The 19,920-nt window shown below is 46.3% G+C and carries 22 protein-coding genes; 6 read left to right on the plus strand and 16 right to left on the minus strand.

What is annotated here, in order from left to right:
* Positions 1-63: 63 nt before the first annotated feature.
* The gene (locus L0660_RS06045; RefSeq protein ID WP_235158602.1) at positions 64-828 is read left to right on the plus strand and encodes an SDR family oxidoreductase; all 765 of its coding nucleotides are present in this window, start codon (positions 64-66) and stop codon (positions 826-828) included.
* 2 nt (positions 829-830) lie between these two features.
* Here L0660_RS06045 and L0660_RS06050 read toward each other — a convergent pair whose 3' ends face one another.
* A complete protein-coding gene (locus L0660_RS06050) occupies positions 831-1,451 on the minus strand; it encodes a YceI family protein (RefSeq protein WP_235158603.1) in 621 nt (206 codons plus the stop codon).
* Positions 1,452-1,645: 194 nt separating this feature from the next.
* On the opposite strand from L0660_RS06050, the gene L0660_RS06055 reads away from it, so the two are divergent.
* Positions 1,646-2,071 carry a response regulator gene (locus L0660_RS06055; RefSeq protein ID WP_233798309.1) on the plus strand — a complete coding sequence of 142 codons (426 nt, stop codon included), beginning with the start codon at positions 1,646-1,648 and terminating at the stop codon, positions 2,069-2,071.
* 26 nt (positions 2,072-2,097) lie between these two features.
* On the opposite strand, the gene L0660_RS06060 is transcribed toward L0660_RS06055, so the two are convergent.
* From L0660_RS06060 to L0660_RS06120, 13 genes are all read right to left on the minus strand, one after another.
* Positions 2,098-3,039: an L-histidine N(alpha)-methyltransferase gene (locus tag L0660_RS06060; RefSeq protein ID WP_235158604.1), complete on the minus strand. Its 942-nt coding sequence runs from the start codon at positions 3,037-3,039 to the stop codon at positions 2,098-2,100.
* 18 nt (positions 3,040-3,057) lie between these two features.
* Positions 3,058-4,224, minus strand: a complete 1,167-nt coding sequence (gene egtB, locus L0660_RS06065; protein ID WP_235158605.1) for an ergothioneine biosynthesis protein EgtB — start codon at positions 4,222-4,224, stop codon at positions 3,058-3,060.
* Complete coding sequence (locus tag L0660_RS06070) at positions 4,193-5,773, minus strand: ABC transporter permease/substrate-binding protein (RefSeq protein WP_235158606.1); 1,581 nt, start codon at positions 5,771-5,773, stop codon at positions 4,193-4,195. Before L0660_RS06070 ends, egtB begins: the two co-directional genes overlap by 32 nt.
* Positions 5,773-6,753 carry an ATP-binding cassette domain-containing protein gene (locus L0660_RS06075; protein ID WP_310589625.1) on the minus strand — a complete coding sequence of 327 codons (981 nt, stop codon included), beginning with the start codon at positions 6,751-6,753 and terminating at the stop codon, positions 5,773-5,775. Before L0660_RS06075 ends, L0660_RS06070 begins: the two co-directional genes overlap by 1 nt.
* A gap of 4 nt (positions 6,754-6,757) precedes the next feature.
* A complete protein-coding gene (locus tag L0660_RS06080; RefSeq protein ID WP_235158607.1) occupies positions 6,758-8,140 on the minus strand; it encodes a mercuric reductase in 1,383 nt (460 codons plus the stop codon).
* A gap of 106 nt (positions 8,141-8,246) precedes the next feature.
* Positions 8,247-9,173: a bifunctional riboflavin kinase/FAD synthetase gene (locus tag L0660_RS06085; protein WP_235158608.1), complete on the minus strand. Its 927-nt coding sequence runs from the start codon at positions 9,171-9,173 to the stop codon at positions 8,247-8,249.
* Positions 9,170-9,871 carry a tRNA pseudouridine(55) synthase TruB gene (gene truB / locus L0660_RS06090; RefSeq protein WP_235158609.1) on the minus strand — a complete coding sequence of 234 codons (702 nt, stop codon included), beginning with the start codon at positions 9,869-9,871 and terminating at the stop codon, positions 9,170-9,172. The genes L0660_RS06085 and truB overlap by 4 nt, the downstream gene beginning before the upstream one ends.
* 28 nt (positions 9,872-9,899) lie before the next feature.
* Entirely contained in the window at positions 9,900-10,679 is a 780-nt protein-coding gene (locus tag L0660_RS06095; protein WP_233798317.1) for an undecaprenyl-diphosphate phosphatase, read from the minus strand.
* Complete coding sequence (locus tag L0660_RS06100) at positions 10,676-10,891, minus strand: DUF3098 domain-containing protein (protein ID WP_026632116.1); 216 nt, start codon at positions 10,889-10,891, stop codon at positions 10,676-10,678. The genes L0660_RS06095 and L0660_RS06100 overlap by 4 nt, the downstream gene beginning before the upstream one ends.
* Before the next feature lie 54 nt (positions 10,892-10,945).
* On the minus strand, positions 10,946-11,824 hold the full coding sequence (locus L0660_RS06105; protein ID WP_233798318.1) for an ABC transporter permease: 879 nt from the start codon (positions 11,822-11,824) through the stop codon (positions 10,946-10,948).
* Between the two features lie 133 nt (positions 11,825-11,957).
* Positions 11,958-12,554: a bifunctional nuclease family protein gene (locus L0660_RS06110; RefSeq protein ID WP_026632114.1), complete on the minus strand. Its 597-nt coding sequence runs from the start codon at positions 12,552-12,554 to the stop codon at positions 11,958-11,960.
* A gap of 241 nt (positions 12,555-12,795) precedes the next feature.
* A complete protein-coding gene (locus L0660_RS06115; RefSeq protein ID WP_235158610.1) occupies positions 12,796-13,767 on the minus strand; it encodes an electron transfer flavoprotein subunit alpha/FixB family protein in 972 nt (323 codons plus the stop codon).
* 36 nt (positions 13,768-13,803) lie between these two features.
* A complete protein-coding gene (locus tag L0660_RS06120) occupies positions 13,804-14,541 on the minus strand; it encodes an electron transfer flavoprotein subunit beta/FixA family protein (protein WP_233798320.1) in 738 nt (245 codons plus the stop codon).
* A gap of 95 nt (positions 14,542-14,636) precedes the next feature.
* On the opposite strand from L0660_RS06120, the gene L0660_RS06125 reads away from it, so the two are divergent.
* Together L0660_RS06125 and L0660_RS06130 are read left to right on the plus strand one after the other, a co-directional pair.
* Entirely contained in the window at positions 14,637-14,963 is a 327-nt protein-coding gene (locus L0660_RS06125; protein WP_235158611.1) for a tetratricopeptide repeat protein, read from the plus strand.
* A gap of 170 nt (positions 14,964-15,133) precedes the next feature.
* Positions 15,134-15,490, plus strand: a complete 357-nt coding sequence (locus tag L0660_RS06130) for a hypothetical protein (protein WP_026632110.1) — start codon at positions 15,134-15,136, stop codon at positions 15,488-15,490.
* A gap of 43 nt (positions 15,491-15,533) precedes the next feature.
* On the opposite strand, the gene L0660_RS06135 is transcribed toward L0660_RS06130, so the two are convergent.
* Together L0660_RS06135 and L0660_RS06140 are read right to left on the minus strand one after the other, a co-directional pair.
* A complete protein-coding gene (locus L0660_RS06135) occupies positions 15,534-16,868 on the minus strand; it encodes a Gfo/Idh/MocA family protein (RefSeq protein WP_235158612.1) in 1,335 nt (444 codons plus the stop codon).
* A 15-nt stretch (positions 16,869-16,883) separates the two neighbouring features.
* On the minus strand, positions 16,884-18,182 hold the full coding sequence (locus L0660_RS06140) for an acetylxylan esterase (protein WP_235158613.1): 1,299 nt from the start codon (positions 18,180-18,182) through the stop codon (positions 16,884-16,886).
* A gap of 171 nt (positions 18,183-18,353) precedes the next feature.
* On the opposite strand from L0660_RS06140, the gene rluF reads away from it, so the two are divergent.
* Both rluF and L0660_RS06150 read left to right on the plus strand, forming a co-directional pair.
* Positions 18,354-19,094: a 23S rRNA pseudouridine(2604) synthase RluF gene (rluF, locus tag L0660_RS06145; RefSeq protein WP_235158614.1), complete on the plus strand. Its 741-nt coding sequence runs from the start codon at positions 18,354-18,356 to the stop codon at positions 19,092-19,094.
* An 83-nt stretch (positions 19,095-19,177) separates the two neighbouring features.
* A complete protein-coding gene (locus L0660_RS06150) occupies positions 19,178-19,882 on the plus strand; it encodes a hypothetical protein (RefSeq protein ID WP_235158615.1) in 705 nt (234 codons plus the stop codon).
* Positions 19,883-19,920: the final 38 nt, after the last annotated feature.

A 19,920-nucleotide genomic window follows, 5' to 3' on the forward strand; every position in this document is an offset into this window, starting at 1 on the left:
GGCAAGCTTCCCTTTGCTGCATGGCATAACTTTGTTCCATCGAAAAATCAAAATAACAAAAAGATGGAACAAGGAAATAAAATAGCGCTGATAACAGGCGCCAGCAGAGGATTGGGGAAAAATATGGCGCTCAATCTCGCTCAGCAAGGAACCGACATTATTGTCATATATCGCAGCAAGGAACAGGAAGCGCTTGAAGTTGTGAAGACGATCGACGCCATGGGCAGAAAAGCCGTCGCTATGCAGCTTGATACGGCGAACACAAAGCTTTTTGATACATTTTTTACGGATCTTCAATCCGTTCTGGAAACTACCTGGAACCGGAAAACTTTCGATTTTCTGATCAATAATGCAGGCATTGATGCCAATTCTAAATTTACTGATACAACAGAGGAGGATTTCGACGCTTTAATGAACGTGCATTTTAAAGGCGTTTATTTTCTGACCCAGAAAGCATTGCCTTACATTGCAGACAATGGCCGTATTATCAACCTTTCCACTGGGCTAACCCGTTTTGCAACACCGGGTTACGCGGCATATGCATCTATGAAAGGCGCTATTGAAGTGTTAACCAAATATCTGGCGAAAGAATTGGGACACAGGGGCATTACAGTGAATATCGTCGCACCCGGGATCATTCACACCGACTTCACTGAACGAGCATTTAAGGCGCACGAGGGATTGGAGGCTCAGATTAATTCCATCACTGCATTGGGCCGGGTAGGAGAGCCGCAGGACATTGGCGCGGTGGTTGCGTTCCTTTGCACCGAAGGCGCCCGCTGGATCAATGCCCAGCGGATCGAGGCCTCGGGTGGGATGAACCTTTGATGTTAAATCTTCTTACCGGCTAGTTTCAAATGCAGGTCAATATCATTCTTGATGACTGCATCGTCTGGCAACGCAGGATCGGTGGCGTAGGTGATACCCCATTTGGTCCTGTCTATTTTTAATTTAGCTTCTACTTTGAGATTATCTCCATTCAAGTCAATTTTGGCAGGAAATGAAATGGAATGCATGATTCCCAGCATCGTTAGATTTCCGGTTACCAGTTGATTCGCGCCTGCAATTACATTCTCACCACTTCCGTTGAAAGATGCGACGCCTGTAATGTTGAACTTTACTTCCGGGTGAAGCGCCATATTAAAGAAGTCCGGGCTTTGTAAATGGTGCACCAGCGCATGCTTCAATTCCTCTGTCGGCAGGTTAAAGTTGACGATAGAGGCTATCGGAATGGTGAAAGAACCGCTCTTGACCTGTCCTTCACGAATGACCAGGCTTTCACTTTTGATGGCAATGGAACCTTCATTGAAATACTCATTTCTGAGATATCCCTTCCATTCTGCAACGGAGACGGATTCATCGAGCTTGAAGTTTGTTGATTGCACATCGTGATCTGCGCAACCGAATGCAATTGAAATTGAGGCTAATAGACTAAAAAGTTGCTTTTTCATTGTTGTTTTTGTTTTGCTTGCTTGATCATGGCTTTGATTAGTGATGCAAAACTAAGACGTGCACGCACGGAAGCGCCTACGCAAAACGGAGTAAAACCTACGCAAGACGAATTATCCGTAATTGATCTTGGAATAGGTATTCGTTTGAATAAATGTGATATTTACAGGGAGGAACCAGAACTAAATCCCCTGTAATGTCAGTAAAAGGGCCTATAATATTGATTGAAGACGATTCCGATGACCAGTTTCTGCTTAAAAGCATCGTGGAGGAATTGCAGATACCAAACCCGATTATTTTCTTTTCAAATGGTCTGGAAGCATTGCTTTTCCTGGAAACGACCACAGAGCAGCCGTTCATCATTTTCTGTGATATCAACATGCCGGTTATGAACGGGCTGGAACTCCGCCAGCGCATTGAGCAGAATGAGTATTTAAAGAAAAAGTCGATCCCATTCGTGTTTTTGAGCACGGCCGACAATCCCCACATTATATCCGTAGCCTACGAAGCCACGATCCAGGGATTTTTCAAAAAAGAGAACAGTTTTGAAGACCTGAAAAAACGGATCAGGATTATTTTCGAATATTGGCAAAGCTGCCTGCACCCGAATAATTACGTATAGCGCAAGCAGCATTCAATGCGAGGCGTCTATTTCACCCAAAGACTATCCGTGAAATAGTGTTTGCAATCCAGGAAGTGTTCGATCACTTTGAAGCCATTATTTTCTGCCGTTTCTTCGATTTCTTTTAATGTATATTTTTTAGACAATTCTGTACGGATCAGCTCGTTCTGCGCGAAGTCGTAGCATTTGTCGATGCGTTGCAAATGTATTTTCTGCGCCGCCAGACTTACCAGATAGCTCCTCACCTCGCCGTTGATAGGGTTATAGTGGGAATAGAAGTCAAATTGATTGGTTTTTATGTTCCCGCCCAGTTCGCGATTGATCCGCGTGAGGAGATTCATATTGAATGCTTTGGTAATGCCTTGCGGATCATCATAAGCGTTGCGGATTGTAGCCGGGTTTTTCTGTAAATCGAAGCCTGTCAGCAATTTGTCTCCTGGCTTCATGCTTTGGTTGAAGCTGGTGAGCAGATCGTTCACCTCATCTTTTTCATAATTCCCGATGTTGCCTCCCAGAAAAAGAAACAAGCTGGGCGTTTCGGAAGAAGCCAGCTCCTCAATCATGGAAAGGTAATTCCCGATCATCGGTTTGATCTGTAAATCAGGCAGATGGTCGAGCATATTGGCTTCCAGCTCCTCTATGGCTTTTGCGGAAATATCAATTGGCACATAAGAAAATTGCACCCCGTTTTCAACCAGCGTTTTAAGCAATTGGCGCGTCTTGATGCCATCACCAGCCCCGAACTCCACAATGTTAAAAGGCTGATCAAAGTTTAGCTTTTCGATGATCTGATTTCCCTGCAAAGACAAAATTTCAAATTCACAGGCCGTAGGGTAGTATTCAGGCATTTTCATGATATCCTGAAAAATGACGCTGCCTATATCATCATAAAAATATTTGGAAGAAATGTGCTTCAATGGCGCCGAAAGGCCTTTGTGTATATCTTTTGCGAATGTATTGTCCGACATAATGTTGTGTTGATTCAATTACTTCACCAGCCTGATGCCCGTGTATTGCCAGCGTTCGTGTGCTTGAAAAAAGTTTCGGTAAGTTTTGCGGCTATGCTCAGGTGAGGTAGCAACAGATGCTCCACGGAGCACCATTTGGTTAATCATAAATTTGCCGTTGTATTCGCCCACAGCGCCCGGCGCCTTCGAAAAGCAAGGATAAGGCAAGTAGGCGCTATTTGTCCATTCCCAGCGCTTGCCCCATTGGAACTGATCCGATGCAATTTCCCACTCCGCTTCTGTTGGCAACCGCATGCCTCTCCATTGTGCGTAGGCCGAAGCCTCATATAGGTTAATGTGGCTCAGGATCGCTTCCGGGTTCACTGGCTGTAATCCGTCCAGCGTATAGTAATGCCACGCTCCTTTTATTTTGTGCCAATACATGGGAGCATTGATCGCATGGTCGTTGACCCACGACCAGCCTGCATCCAGCCACAGGTTAAAATCCTGATAACCGCCCGCTTCCATAAATTCAATGTATTCGGCATTGGTAACCAGTGCTTTGGAAATTTCAAAATCGTGCAGATACACTTTATGCCTTCCCAGTTCATTATCAAAGCAAAAGCCGGAACCGTTGAACCCTATCTCGTAAACGCCCTCCGAAATCTGTGCAAATCCTGATTCTTCATTAACGTCATTCATCAGATTGTGGCCCGATTTGTAAACCGGAAACAAGGGATTATGACCCAGGATATATTTAATGTCGGTAACGAGCAGTTCCTGATGTTGCTGTTCGTGGTGTAGGCCCAGTTCTACCAGCGTTAATGCTTCGGGATCTGTTAATGTTTCGAGCAGCTCCGACATATGACGATCCACATGTTGCCGGTAAGCATACACATTTTTGGTCGTCGGGCGTGTAACATTTCCCCTGTCGGTGCGCAGGGTGCGTTCGCCTACATTGTTATAATAACTATTGAAAAGATAGTTGTAGTCGTTATCAAAAACCTGGTATCCGGGGTGGAAAGGTTTGAGGATGAATGTTTCAAAAAACCATGTTGAATGCGCCAGGTGCCACTTCGGCGGACTTACAAACGGAACAGGCTGCGGGACATAATCTTCGGTTTCAAGAGGCTCACAAATCGTTTCCGAATGTTGCCTAACACGATTGTATGCTTCACTTATGGCGGTGGTTGTCAGCGGATACATATTCTTTTAAATCTGTAATAGTTCTTATATTCAATGATTGTGCCTGTTCTTTGCGCATCATCAAAGCATAGGCATTATTGAAACCGATCGGTTTGAGCCATTGCAGGTTATACTGCTCGTCAAAGCCTTTTTGAACGTAACTAAAAACCTTCTCACGACTGCCTGCAAGTGCTGCCAGGTCGTTTTTCGAAGGTTTCAGGATTACCAAAAGCCCCGTTCCTGTGTATTCAGGATACATATCGATCTCGTTATTGGTTAATGCATCAAAACAGATCTTTGTTCCGCCAAGTCCCGTTTTTGTTTCAACTTTTAAATCCGTATTCCCTTCGATCAGCGCTTTGTACATGTTGATCAGAATGTATTGCTCGGCAAAGATTTTGGAGCCCAGCCGGATCGTGCCTTTGTTTCCGTTTCGGGGCTTCTTGTATAGGTTATTGGTCAAAATAAAGTCGTGAGCCACTTTTTCGGGACTTTGTTTCAGATAATCAACCCGGTAATTCAGATCGGTCATAATCGAATCGTTGATCTTTCCGGACAAGAGATTCAATGCACTTTCCAATTCAGGATATTGAAGCAAAACCTCTTTTCTAACCAGTGGAGAGGCGTAATAGGGCGGAAAAATGCGTTTATCGTCTTCGAGTGTAATAAGGTTGTATGCTTTAAGCCTTCCGTCCGTGCTATAACCGCTGATGACATCGATTTTCTTCTCATATGCCGCCTTGTACATTACCGCATCGCTGATTACAACGGTCGGCATATCCAGTTTGTATTTTGATTTTAAACCAAGATAACCATCTTCACGCCCCATGAACTCCGGTGTAAAGCCACCCAGAATTTTCGCATCAGCATAAGGAAATATGTAGAAAGAGGACAGTAAAAGCAGTAAAACCGGCAGAATAACGGACACTTTACGCATCTTCCTGACATTCGCTCTCTGAACCAAAGACAGCAGCATATCAAAAAATATGGCGAGCAATGCGGCCGGGATTGCGCCGGCCAGGATCATGTTGGAATTGTTCAATGCAATGCCTCCGAAAATAAATTCACCCAAACCGCCCGCTGCAATGTATGCTGCAAGCGTCGCAACGCCCACATTAATGACCGTCGCTGTGCGAATCCCCGCCAGGATCACCGGCATAGCAAGCGGAAGTTCCACATTAAACAAAACTTGCCAGCTGCTCATGCCCATCCCACGGGCGGCTTCCGTTACGGCCGGATTCACGCCGCGAATTCCCGTATAAGTGTTCCTGATGATGGGGAGCAACGCATACAAAAACAACGCAGTAATCGCCGGAAGCGCGCCGATGCCCAGCAGCGGGATCATAAAGCCAAGCAATGCGATGCTTGGAATGGTCTGCAACACGCCCGCAATGCCCAGGACGAGCCATGCCGCCTTATTTCGCTGCGCGATCCAGATTCCCAGCGGGAGTCCTATCACGACGGCGATCAGCAAGGAAATACATGTCAACCCAACGTGCGCAAGCGTCTGGCTCCAAAGTTTATCGGATTGCTGGGCCATGAATTCCCAGAAGCTTTGCTGCACTTCCATTAAATCTGCTGTTTTAACTTTTGGTAAGCTTCCTGAATGTTGGAAGTCGTGAACAACTTTAATGTATTGGCAGCCTGATTACGAACAGCCAATGCTTCATTTCCGGATTTTGAAAGGCGCTCCATCCCCGACCATAAGCTCATGCCAGCATTCACCTCGGCATTAGGCGCATTCTGCACGCTGTTATGCACAGCGAAATCGGCACTAGTAACCACATCCCAAATGTCCTCAAAGGTGACTGCGCTCAGTTCGAGAAACAAGCGCTGGTGATCAAAGAATGTCCGGGCAAATGTATTCGCGGGTTTCAGGATCAGCTCTTTTGCGGTTCCGGCCTGGACGATTTTGCCTTTGTCCATTAAACAAATGCTGTCTCCGAGCTCAAATGCTTCCTGCACATCGTGCGTGACGAGCACAATGGTTTTTTGTTTCAATTCAGGCAATTCCAGAAATTCCTTCCGCACGCCAGCCCGCGTAATCGGGTCCAGCGCGCCGAAAGGCTCGTCCATTAATAAAACCGGCGGGTCAGAAATAAGCGCACGCGCAATGGCGACACGCTGCTGCTGGCCGCCGCTCAGTTCATCCGGATATTTGTGGCCGAACGTTTCCAGCGGAAGCTTCAACTGGTTCAATAACTCCTGGGCTCTTTTGCGGGTTTTGGCCTTATCCCATTTCAATAATTTAGGAACAATCGATACATTTTCCTCAACAGAATAATGCGGGAAAAGACCATTGCTCTGGGAAACGTAACCGATTGTACGTCTGAGCAATTCCGGTTGCTGATCAAAAATATTCTTGCCATTGATGGAAATAAAACCGCCCGACGCATCGATCAGGCGGTTAAGCATCTTCAATGTTGTGGTCTTTCCGCATCCGCTGGTGCCCAGCAAAACCATGGTTTCACCTTCTTTTACTTCAAAAGAAATGTCATCAACTGCCCGGATATCATTAAAAACTTTGCTAATGCGTTCGGCAATGATCATGAGTTTACTGTTCCAGCGTCATGAAAAGATTGTTCAGCGATTCCGCGTATGTCGGGTGCGCAAAAACGCCGTTCATCAGGCGGTCGTACGTAACATGTCCCATCATGGCCATTTGCAGAATGGTAACGATCTCTCCGCCTTGTTCGGCCAGGACCGAGGCGCCCAGGATCTGTTTCGTTTTGGCGTCGATCACCGCTTTCATCATCCCGCGTTCGTCGCCGGTTTCAATGGAGCGTGCAACGCTGTCATTTTTCATCGTCGCTACAAGTATGTCGAGCCCTTGCTCGCGCGCTTCCTGTTCCGTGATGCCCACGCGGCCCAACTGCGGATCGATGAACATGCAGTAGGGGACGAGTCTGTCTTTTGTGGATGCATTTCCATTGCTGATAACATTCTCGCTGATAATGCGGTAGTCGTCGTATGAAATGTGCGTAAATGCCGGGCCACCTTTCACGTCTCCCAATGCATAAATGCCTGCCGCAGACGTTTCCAGCTTATCATTCACTTTTATATAACCCTTTTCGTCGACGTCCACACCGGTTTTGTCGAGGCCAAGCTCTTTTGTTTGCGGCCTTCTGCCCGTTGCAACAAGGATATGCGAGGATTCCATCACGGTTTCCTTGCCGTTTTCATCCACCGTCACGGCAATATGATCTCCATTTTTAGTAATTGATTTCGCTTTGGTGTTTGTAAGAACCTGAATGTCTTCCTCTTTCAAAACCTTGGTAACTTCCTCCGCAATGTCTGCATCTTCCTTTTTCAGGATCCGCCCTGATGGCTCTATGATGGTCACTTTGCTTCCGAATCGCTTGAACATTTGTCCGAATTCCAGTCCAATATAGCCACTGCCGAGCACGAGTAAATGTTCGGGAATGCTGTCGAGTTCCATGATACTGGTGGAAGTCAGGTAATCAACACTTTCAATGCCATCGATCTTTGGAACAGAAGGTTTTTCCCCTGTATTGATGAAGAATTTATCCGCAGTAAAAACAGCTGTTCCGCCATCATTCAATGTGACAGTGATCTCCTTATTGCCTGAAAATGTTGCGGTTCCATAAAACAGGTCCAGGTTTTTTGTTTCCTGGATGCTTTTCTCGGAACTGCTGCGCATGCGGTGCACAATGTCGTCCTTACGCTTTATGATAGCTGAAAAATCAACATAAAAATGATCGGTAATAACGCCTAAGCTTTTATTGTGATAGACAGACCACGCTGCTTTTGCAGAAGCGATCATTGCTTTGGTAGGGGAGCACCCATCGTTCACGCAAGTCCCGCCGACCCATCTTTTTTCTATTAATGCTGTTTTTAAGCCAGACTCGGCTAATTTTCTGGAAAGGGGCGTTCCGGCTTGTCCGGAACCGATTACTATGGCATCGTAATGTTGCATAGAGGCGGTGTGTTAATGGGATGTAAGATTTGAAAATGCAATTACACCAAATAACAACAAAAGCGTGCCGTCGGGACACGCCTTTTGCAATATATTCCGTCAGATTTTAAGAAAAGTAAGCCCGCGAATTTTCCTTGTCAATATTGATCTGTCGAACCAGCATATCCAGGCTTTCGAATTTTTGCTCCGGACGCAGGTAATGCAGCAGTTCCAGTTTTAGATCTTCGCCGTAGATTTCTTTATCAAAATCAAATAAGTTGGCTTCGATCGTCCGCATGGTTCCGTCCACGGTAGGCCGTACGCCAATATTCAGCATGCCCTTGAATTTTTCACCGTCGTAAGTTGCTTGAATGACGTAAACGCCGTTCATCGGGATCAGCTTATACGACTCGTGCAAATGCACATTCGCTGTCGGGAAGCCGATGGTGCGGCCCAGTTGCTTGCCTTTGACCACAGTGCCCGATAGCGTGTATGGTCTGCCTAATAAGCCATTCGCTTCGCCAATATGCCCGGTAACCAAGGCTTTACGTATCCTGGAAGAACTGATGGCAAGATCTTCAATGTCTTCGCGCGGAATTTCTTCCACCTCGAAACCATAGGAAGCACAATTTTCCTGCAAAAACTCAAAGCTTCCCTCGCGGTTGCGCCCGAAACGATGGTCATATCCGATCACCAGTTTTTTGGTCCCGATCTTTTCAACAAGGATTTCCTTAATGTACTCGTGGCAGGATAGCTCTGAGAAGGCACGGGTAAAAGGGACGATCAGCAAATGGTGAATGCCTAGTTCAGAGAACAGCTCAATTTTTTCATCAATGGTCGAAAGGAGTTGCAAACCCTGGCTGTCATCTGAAACAACCATACGCGGGTGCGGCCAGAAAGTAAGCACAACGGTTTCTCCGCCAGACTGTTCACTGATTTCCCGAAGCCGGGAAAGTATTTTTTTATGTCCAAGATGCACACCGTCGAATGTGCCACTTGTTACGACGCCATATTCCAGTTTTTCAAAGGAATCCAGGCTGTGATAAATATTCATTCGTCCACTTCTAACTTCAATTCAAGTCTTTTTTGCTGAATGAAATCGGTAAGATTCCACGCATCCTTCAATTCAAACGCTCCGATCCGGGTCCTGCATAAAGCGCTCATATAAGCGCCACTCCCCGCCAGCTGACCGAAATCGCGAACCATACTGCGAATATAAGTACCTTTTGAACAAATGATCCTAAAATCAACCGAGGGAAAATGCGTGGCGTCAATTTCAAAAAGCGAAATTTCAACATTGCGTTTCTTAATCTCGATCTCTTCGCCGCGCCGCGCCTTCTTGTAAAGCCGCTCGCCATCGACACGCAATGCCGAGTAAATCGGGGGTGTCTGCGCAATGCTGCCTGTTAATGCCAGCCGGGCACTTTCCAGAATTTCTGCGGTAATGTGATCTGTTGGATATTCGGCATCGAACTCGGTTTCCAGGTCGATTGAAGGCGTTGTTTTGCCCAGAACCAATGTCCCTGTATATTCCTTTTCCTGCGCCTGATAGGTGTCGATCTGCTTTGTTTTCTTGCCGGTGCACAATATAAGCAAGCCCGTAGCCAGCGGATCCAATGTGCCGGCATGACCGATTTTTTTGAATTTGCAAGCTCTTTTGAGCTTATTGGCCACGTCAAATGAAGTCCAGGTCAAAGGCTTGTCAATGAGAATGACTTCGCCTTCGTCCGGTATGTTATTTTCGTTATTCAAATTTTGGAATGCGTATTAAATGAAGCGCTTAGACAACGTCCAGCTTGTAGCCTGAGGCAAGCAGCCCTAAAAGGATCAGCCCGAGAATGATGCGGTAATAGCCGAAAACTTTAAAACCATATTTGGTCAAAAAGCTGATAAAGAACTTGATAGCCAGCATAGCCACCACAAATGCAACTGCATTCCCGATCAAAAGCACTTTAATGTCTTCCGCTTGAATGGTGTCGTAGGTTTTCAGCAACTTATAGCCGCCTGCTGCTGCCATAGTTGGCACTGCCAGAAAAAAGCTGAATTCTGCTGCCTGCTTGCGCGAAAGCCCCTGCAACATTCCGCCGATAATGGTGGAAGCTGATCTCGAAACGCCCGGGATCATAGCTATACATTGAAAAAAACCGATTTTAAGCGCATCAAAGTAAGAAATCTCTCTTTCGCGGGTGTTATCGTTGGCAATGCGGTCGATGAAGATCAAAATGATACCACCTACAAGCAGTGAAACGGCAACCACCACAACGTTTTCCAGCATGGCATCGATAAAATCATTGAGTAAAAACCCGATGACAGCAGCCGGAAGAAACGCAACAAATAATTTGAAATAGAAGTCTGTGGTCTGGAAAAAACGCTTCCAGTAAAGCACAAGAACGGATAATATCGCACCAAACTGGATATTAACCGTGAACATTTTAGTGAATTCCAAATGACTGATCCCCATGAAAGAAGAGGCGATGATCATATGGCCGGTAGAAGAAACGGGCAAAAATTCGGTAATCCCTTCAACAATTGCTAAAATAATGGCTTGCCAAATGCTCATGAATTACGGGGTTTACGTAGAATCGCCCAAAACTCGATGATAAAGCCGCTGATGGTCACCAGCGGGCCCAATGTCAATCCCAGAAAGCCGAAACCGAATTCCGTGCTATCGAATGTCATGATCAGGAATCCGGCAAGGATCAATGCAATGCCGATTAACATCGTGGTGTAGTTTGATGTCGAAAATGGAAGTTCGTTTTTTGTGTTGTTCATCAGTTTTGCGATTTACTATGATCTGAACGGTATTGTTTTTTTGAAAAGAATGCCTCAGTAAAGGTCATCCAGGGCCATTCTCAGATAGCGCGTAAGCGATTGGTAAGTGCTGGCTATGCCGATTAAAATGCCAAGAATTAGGACTGTTCCAACCAGGATAATGATCTTGTCATACTCCTGCAACATGCCCAAACCTTCCACATTCCGGACTGCAAGCTGTTGCAAACCAACCAGTAATGCACCGGCCAGAACGCCGCCGATCAGTCCCTGAATGGCGCCACGCATTACGTAAGGACGCTGGATAAAGCCATTGGTGGCTCCTACAAGCTGCATACTACGGATCAGGAAACGCTGGGAATAGATGGCAAGGCGGATGGTGTTGTTGACGAGCAACACGATGATAATCAGCATGATCAATGCAAAGCTGGCCAGGACCACGTAGATTTTGGTGACGTTACGGTTGATGTTATCTGCCAGATCTTCCTGATAAACGACCTCGTAAACGCCTTTGATCTTTTCCAGCTCTTTCTTGATCGCCTGCAATTTGGCTTCTTCGAAGTAATCTTCCTGGATTTTTACACGGTAACTGTCACGCAAAGGGTTTTCGCCCAAAAACGTAACAAAATCTTCTTTCGTCCCTTCGATAAATTCTTTGGCAGCTTCTTCCTTTGAAACAAATGTGATCGGCTTTACTTCCGAAGATGCAAGGACAAATGGTTTCGCCTGGATTACTTTTAATATGGAATCCTGGCCCGCCTGGGTTTCTTCTTTATTCAGAAATACGCGGACCTCAATGTTTTCACGGATAATGGAAACCAGTTTTTTGGATTGGATCACCAGCAGCCCGCAAAAACCGATCAGGAACAATGCAGCCGTGAGGCTCATTACAATCATTGCATTGGGGTAACTTCCAATCTTCTTTTTTTTAGGCATAAGAGCGTAAGGTTTCGCTTAGCAGTTGGTTCAGACTCTGGAATGAACGATGGCAAAAATAAGCATTATAATGGCATATGGGCAGAAACAGCCGGTTTGTTAACTATTTTTAACTTTAACAAAACGGCGCAAACTAGTTTCTCCGGCCCATTTCGTCGCGGATGCTGGCAGCTTTTTCGTAATCCTCTTTCGAAAGTGCGTCGTCGAGCATGCGTTGTAACTCGTCGAATGTAAGGTCACGCAGCTGGTCTTTGGATGATCCCGTTGTTCCCAACGTTTCTTTCACACCATCTTCCTCATCTTCTTCATCCTCTGTTAACGAGCTCGACACAATGCCTGCTTCGGAAAGAATGGCCTCGTAAGTGAAAATAGGAATGTCAAACCGTAAGCCGATGGCGATCGCGTCGGAAGGACGCGCATCGATTTCCACTTCCCGAAGATTATCCGTGCAGACGATCTTGGCATAGAATATGCCCTCTTTCAGGTCCGAGATGACGATTTCTTTTAATGTATAATTCATTCCATCCGCAAACGATTTAAAGAGATCGTGCGTCATCGGACGGTTTGGGACAATATTTTCTATCTGAACGGCAATGGCCTGTGCTTCGAACACACCAATAATGATGGGCAGGCGACGGTTACCCAGCTCTTCGCCCAGAACCAGTGCGAAGGAACCTGCCTGTGATTGGCTTGGAGACAGCCCGAGTATTTCTAACTTGATTTTTTTCACGTTTAAACTAAATGCGCAAGTTTGGTTAACAGTTGTGGTGAATATGCCTGAAAATGTATTCGAAGTTGCAAAAATAATTAACCCGTACTGCATAAAAAAATGAAGTACGGGTTAAGAATGTGCTCATTGACAGCCGGATGGAAATAAAGCGGCTTAATTATCTGATTTTTAAGCTATTTTTTCAAATGCGGCCAGTCAGTATTTATTACAATTAATTTCAATATGCGCAGAAATCGCATTTTTAGAGATTTTTCGCAGCTTCTGTCAGTTTTGGCAGAATTTCGAAAACATCGCCGACGATTCCATAGTCAGCTGCCTTGAAGAAGGGCGCTTCGGGATCCTTATTAATGACCACAATGCATTTGGAACCATTCACGCCGGCCAGATGCTGAATAGCACCGGAAATCCCGCAGGCAATGTAAAGGTTCGGCGCAACTTTAATCCCCGTTTGGCCTATGTGCTCATGATGCGGACGCCAGTCGAGGTCCGAAACGGGCTTTGAACATCCCGTTGCTGCACCCAGTGCATGAGCGAGATCAACCAGCGGCTGCCAATGTTCAGGCCCTTTCATACCGCGACCGCCGGAAACAATAATCTGCGCTTCGGTAAGAGATAGTTCAGAATTGGCTTTCTCAACATTCACAACGGACGCCTTGAAGTCAGCATCACGCAATTGCGGGGAGAATGTCTCCACAACCGCATTGGCGGAAGCGACATCATCCTCATTGATCTCGATGACATTCTTCTTGATTACCAGGATTTTTACATCTGATTTCAATTCGGTTGTAGCAAACGCTTTTCCGGTAAAAATCCCGCGTGTTACTTTAAATGAAGCATTAATTTCAGGCAAAGCTGTAACGCCGGAGACGACTCCCGCTTTCAACTTGGCCGCAGCACGGGCCGCCATGGCATCACCTAAGCCGGATTTGGAAAGAATGATGATTTTGCTGCCTTCCTGTCCGGCCGCCTGCGCCAATGCATCCGCATAGGCAAGGCTGTTTTCGTGCGATAGTTTTTCATCCGAGGCATGCAGGACTTTGACGGCGCCATAGTTTCCAGCAATTTCCAGTGCAGACGCATCCGCTTTGCCAATGGCCAGCACTACCGCCTTATCACCCGTTTTTTCCGCCACTTTTGCGCCGTAAGCCACTGCTTCCAGCGATGTTTTTTTGATAGAACCATTGTCCAGTTCTACATATATAAGGACTGACATTTTCTTTCTGTTTTAATTAATGATTGTTTCAAAAGATCACAACACCTTTGCTTCTGTCTGCAATAGGCGGATCAATGTTCCGGCTTCGCTGGCCGGGATCATTTTGCATGCACCTTTCGGGGCAGGCAGGAAGTATTTTTCCGGCACGGTCATTTCGTCCACGGACACAGGTTCAACCACGGTTAGCGGCTTGGTACGCGCCGTCATAATGCCACGCATATTTGGAATTTTCCATTCTGCAATCGGTTCCTGACAGCCGAGGACGAGCGGCAGAGGCGCTTTCAGGATTTCTTTTCCACCATCGATTTCGCGGCTTATCGTAGCCGAACCGTCTGCAATGTCCAGTTTCATAACCGGGGAGTAGGAAGCGATTCCCAGCATTTCGCCCACCAAGCCATGCACTACACCACTGTTATAGTCAATTGATTCACGGCCCATCAGGATCAGGTCATAGTTGTTTTGCTTAGCAACATCGGCAATCTGAACGGCCACGAAGTAGGAGTCGAGAGGATCTGCATTCACACGGATCGCATCATCGGCGCCGATTGCGAGTGCTTTGCGGATCTGTGGATCGGCGTCGGCTTCGCCTACGTGCAGCACGGTTAATGTTCCTCCGGATTGTTCTTTTAATTCAACGCCCCTGGCCAGCGCGTAATCGTCGTACGGGCCGATGATGTATTGGATCCCGTTTTTATTAAGTCTGGTGTCGTTGTCCGTAAATGTTATCTTAGCGGTTGTATCGGGCACATTGGATATACAAACGAGTATTTTCATGAGCTTTTATTTAGAATTATTGCCTGGTATGAATATAACTTTGTCCGGGCAAATAAAGGGAAATCTTAAATAGTATGCAAGCATAATAATCCATAATGAACACCACTTTACTCAACAATCTGATCAGCTTTTATGAGGAGGATCCCGCCGATCCGTTCAATGTCTATGCCCTTGCCATTGAGTATGCCAAGTTTGATCCGGCGAAAGCTGCGCATTTCTTTGATATCCTTCTCAATGAGCATCCCGATTACCTGGCCACATACTATCACGCTGGTTCATTTTTTGCTGATAATGAAGATGTGGAAAAGGCTGAGGAAATTTATCGCAAAGGGGTGGCCCTGGCGCTTTTACAAAAAAATACCAAGGCACACCAGGAGCTTGTAAGGGCTTATAACAACTTTCTGGACGAAATGGACGACTAACTGATTGCAGCAAAAATTTGCTCATTGACGTAAAATGCCGTACCTTTCATGATTAGTAAGAGTACTACAATCCAGACTGCTTTCGGTAATTACTTCCTCTGCTCAGTTTAGTTTGATTTTTAAGGAGTTCCCTTGATTTACGGGATAGAAAAAATTATTCATTTAATATTATGGAAAAGGAATTATTTATTCCACTTGTGGTAAAGTGGGCACAGGCTCATGGGTTCAAGGATATACAGGCCAATATGGAAGGATTTGAAACACCGAAGTCCTACGAACGGGCCGCCGATAATGCCAAATTTACCCCGGATGTTACAGGCGTAAATATGTTCAACAGGCACTATCTGGAAGTCTCAATGAAAACAGACCAGCTTCGGGGAAGTATCTCGAAATGGAAACTGCTCAGCGAGCTTGCAGGCATGAAAGGTGCTAAATTATATCTGATGGCGCCAAGAGGGCATGTCAGGTTCACACGCGAAATCATAGATCAGTACAACATTCCGGCGGAAGTTGTGAAGATCGATTAAAATAAAAAAGGGATTGTTAGCTTCAACAATCCCTTTTTCGTTTCTATGCCTGCGGATATTTCCATTCTCCCCGGTATTCCCTGCTCAAAAGCTTATTCGCTTCGGGATCACCTTCAATCGTCTCTTTTTCTCCGTCCCAGACGATGCTTCTGCCTAATTTTAGCGAGAGCATGCCCAGCAGCGCTACATTGGTTGAACGCTGCCCGATTTCAATTTCACAAATTGGTGGCTTATTCGTCTTGATGGATTCAATGAAATTGGCCCAAAGTTCTTTAATGTTCTGGTCGTCCGGCTTGTTAAGCCTGGCATCCTCATGAATGATAGGTTTCTTTGGATCTGTTGGGTAAAATGTCCACCCGTCCAGCCAGCCCATATGAAATGTGCCTTCCGTTCCGTAGAAATAAACGCCTACTGCCTGCTGCGGATGTGTTTTCTCTGCATTGTTTGCGGCAAAATTCCGGTGTTCCCATTCCAGCGTAAAACCATCAAAATCATAAACCGCCACCTGATGGTCGGGTGCATCCGTACTGTCCTGGCGGATGGCGCGGCCACCAGTTGAATAGATTTTCTTCGGATATTTTTGTTCGGACCACCACAAAACCTGGTCGAGCCAGTGAATGCCCCAGTCGCCCAATGTTCCGTTGGCAAAATTGAGATAATTCCGGAACCCGCGCGGGTGCATGGTTTTGTTATAGGGCTGTAATTGCGCCGGACCGCAGTAAAAATCCCAGTCGAGTCCCTGCGGCGGTTCCGAATCAGGCGTTTTCTGTCCCGGGCCGCCGCCATAATGTACAAACGCCCGCGCCATGCCTATTTTTCCTGCTTTACCTGATTTCAGAAATTCCATGCCGGAAACATTGTGAGGCGAAACACGCCTGTGCGTTCCTACCTGGACGATTTTCCCGTGCTTACGCGTCGCATTCACCATTGCCCGTCCTTCCTTGATCGTATGCGAAATGGGCTTCTCCACATACACGTGCGCACCCGACTCTATGGCTGCAATGCAGCACAACGCATGCCAGTGATCCGGCGTCGCAACGATCACCACTTCCGGCTTTTCCTTCGCCAGCAGTTCGCGGTAATCCTTATACATTTTTGGTTTGTCCGGCGTGAGCTTGGACATTTCCGCAGCGCAGACTTTGAGCTGGTTATCATCCACATCACAAAGCGCAACCAGTTTGTTTTCTCCCGATTGCAGCGCACAGCGCAGGATATTGGTTCCCCACCATCCCGTTCCGATCAGCGCCGTGCGGTAAGGCGCGGCGCGGCTAATGGCGCTTAGGAGAGGCAGCGATGAAAAGGCAGCACTGGATAGTGCCACACTCGAAAGTGCGGCACCCGCAAGGGCCGACTTCTCTATAAAGTTTCTACGATCCATTTTAATGTTCTTAAACTATTTTTTCGTGAGTTTTTCAATCAGCCAGTTGTTCATGATATCCTTTTCTTCCTGGTAGGTCCAGTGCCCGGTGTCCAGGAAAAGTTTCAGCTCCTTTGGCGCAGTGGTAACATTGTAGGCCGCGTACATGGAAGTAGGAGGGCAGGTTTCATCATTATATCCCCAGATATAAAATCCCGGCACTTTAACCCTTCTGGCGAAATTCACCACATCATAGTAAGCCACCGTCGCCACTTTTTCTTTCGTATTATTCCATTTCACGCCGTTCTTATCAAAATAATGCGGCCATCCGCCCGCGCGTCCGTGCAGGTAACCTGTTACATCGCTCAATGCAGGGTAAAATGCGCCCAGCCATTTCACGCGCGGATCGAGCCCGGCTGTGATGATGGATAATGCACCTCCCTGGCTTCCGCCGGTTACTGCCAGGTTGGTACCGTCATATTGCGGCAGGCTGGTCAGGAAATCGTTGGCACGCACGCAGCCGAGGTAAACCCTTTTATAATAAAACTTATCGCGGTCATCCATATTATAAGCAGGATAACCATTCAAAAGTCCCTGGCCCATATCCAAATACACCGAAGGATCCATTGTCACGGGAATGCCGTGAATGCCGATTTCCAGTGTAATAATGTTGTTCTCGGCAGTGGCTACATCGCCATAGTAAGCTCTCACGCCTGCGCCGGGAACCCTCAGTAATGCAGGATATTTTCCTTCTTTTTTTGGAATGCTCAGAATACCATAAACGCGGACGCCTTTCCGGTTGTTTTGCAGGTTAAGGTGATACACATTCACCTTTTCAGTGCAACGTTCGGGCAGGAGCGTCATTTTTGCGTCCATAGGAACGGCGGCAAGTTCTTGTTTAGCCGTCGCCCAGAATGTGTCGAAATCCTGTGGGTTGGCAACGGTAGGTTCAATTTTTTGAGGGTCAAAACCAGCTGTGGCCAGGCCGCGATATTCGTTTCCGTCCACTGTAACCCATGCAATGCATCTCAGGAAGCCAGGCGTTTTGAGTGTTCCGCCGTCAATGGTCAGTTTGCCGTCAGCGGCTGTTTTGGTTTCCTTAATGGTTGGATCCAATTTTTCCAAACCGATCTCGTAGCGTACAGAAGCATTTTTTACCATATTTCCATTTCTCATCACAGTCACTAGGAATTGCACTTTGTCGCCGGTTTTGTAAGTCCAGTCATCCCGGTCCATGGTAACGATCACTTCCACAGGGCGCCTTGCGGGCTGTGCGATAGCGGTTAATAATGAGAGCCAGAAAAGCGCGGCCAATGGTAAAAAACGATTTTTCATAAGTGGACAGATTTCGTCAATTGAGTTAAAATGATTTCAGCTTGTAACGTAAAAGTGACACGCTGCCGGAATCTTTAATAAAAACAGGATAATTTTTGCGAATTGCAGTAATTTGCTTCTCTTTAATTGCGGCCCTCGGGGCTGGATCAGTAATATTTTAAAAAGCAGATTTTGATCAGGATTAATAAATACATCAGCGAAACAGGTTTTTGTTCAAGGCGGGAAGCGGATAAGCTGGTGGAACAAGGCCGCGTTATGCTGAACGGCAGAACGGCTGTTCTGGGTGATAAGGCTTCGACCGAGGATGAAGTAAAAATTGATGGTAAGCCGCTGAAAGTCAGGAAAGCATCGGTTTATATTGCATTTAACAAACCTGTGGGCATCACGTGCACAACGGAGCGCGATGTAAAGGGAAACATCATTGATTACATCCGGCACCCCGAACGCATTTTCCCGATTGGCCGACTGGACAAACCTTCCGAAGGGCTTATTTTCCTGACCAGCGATGGCGACATTGTGAACAAGATATTAAGGGCCGGAAACAACCACGAAAAGGAATATGTGGTAACCGTCGATAAGCAAATAACGCCTGAATTTGTCGCTAAAATGTCGGCCGGCGTTCCCGTCCTGGGCACGATTACCAAAAAGTGTTACGTCAAAAAGGAAAGCAGCCATTTTTTCACCATTATCCTGACCCAGGGCCTGAACCGCCAGATCCGGCGCATGTGCGAATATCTGGGCTATCGCGTGACGAAACTGAAACGGGTCAGGATCATGAATGTTACACTGGATGATTTGCCCACCGGAAAATGGCGAAACCTGACAGCTGAGGAATTGCAGACGATTAACGCTGCTGTGGAGAGTTCTGTGAAAACAGAGGAAGGTTCATATCTCTCCGGCTGGGAAGAGTAGGTTTAAATTAAACAAAGAAATATTTGTTCGAATTGTCTAAATTTATAATGAAATATTGAAATAAAACCTTTCCCCGGATCTTCATGAAAACCTGGTCTCTGCTTTTCGTACTGCTGTTTTCTGGAAATCTAGTACGCGGGCAGATCAACGATATTTATCGGGTCAAGAACGGCTCTGACGTCACGAAGGTGATACCCTTCACAGAACGTTACCAGTTTGACAAGTTTCAGGACGGGCATGTGCTTTTCCGCAATGGAAAGACCTCCAAAGCGCAAATGAATTACAGTCTGGTTCATGGCGAGGTGTTGTTTATAGACGCCAAAAAAGATACGCTGATGTTCAACGATAATTCGTTTATCAGCAAAATCTTCGTGGGGGATAATCTTTATTTTTTTGCCAAAGGCCATGGCCACGTGCATGCAATCCGGGATTATAGTGGTGTGAGATTGGGTAAAAAGCAGTTTCTGGTCCGGATGGGCAATGAGAAATATGCTTCCTATGAGCAATATTCGGCTACTTCTGCGATTTCGAGTTATTCCTCATTCGTAAATCAAAATGGCAACTTGCAAAATTTGGAGAGTAATGTCAAAGTGATCTTAAAGCGAAGATCCATTTTCTTTTTAATAGATAAAAATGAGCGCGTTATGTTTGCCACGCGGCCCAATCTTCTCAAAATTTATCCCAAAAACAAAAGGAAGCTTAACGAATACCTCCGTGAGAACGAGACCAGTTTCGAGAAAGAAGCAGATCTGAAAAAAGTGCTGGAATTTGCCAGCAGTCTCGAATAACCTTCAAATTAAACGAATTTGGAGACGTATAATGTGGA

The sequence above is a fragment of the Dyadobacter sp. CY351 genome (assembly GCF_021502625.1).
GTDB lineage: Bacteria > Bacteroidota > Bacteroidia > Cytophagales > Spirosomataceae > Dyadobacter > Dyadobacter chenhuakuii.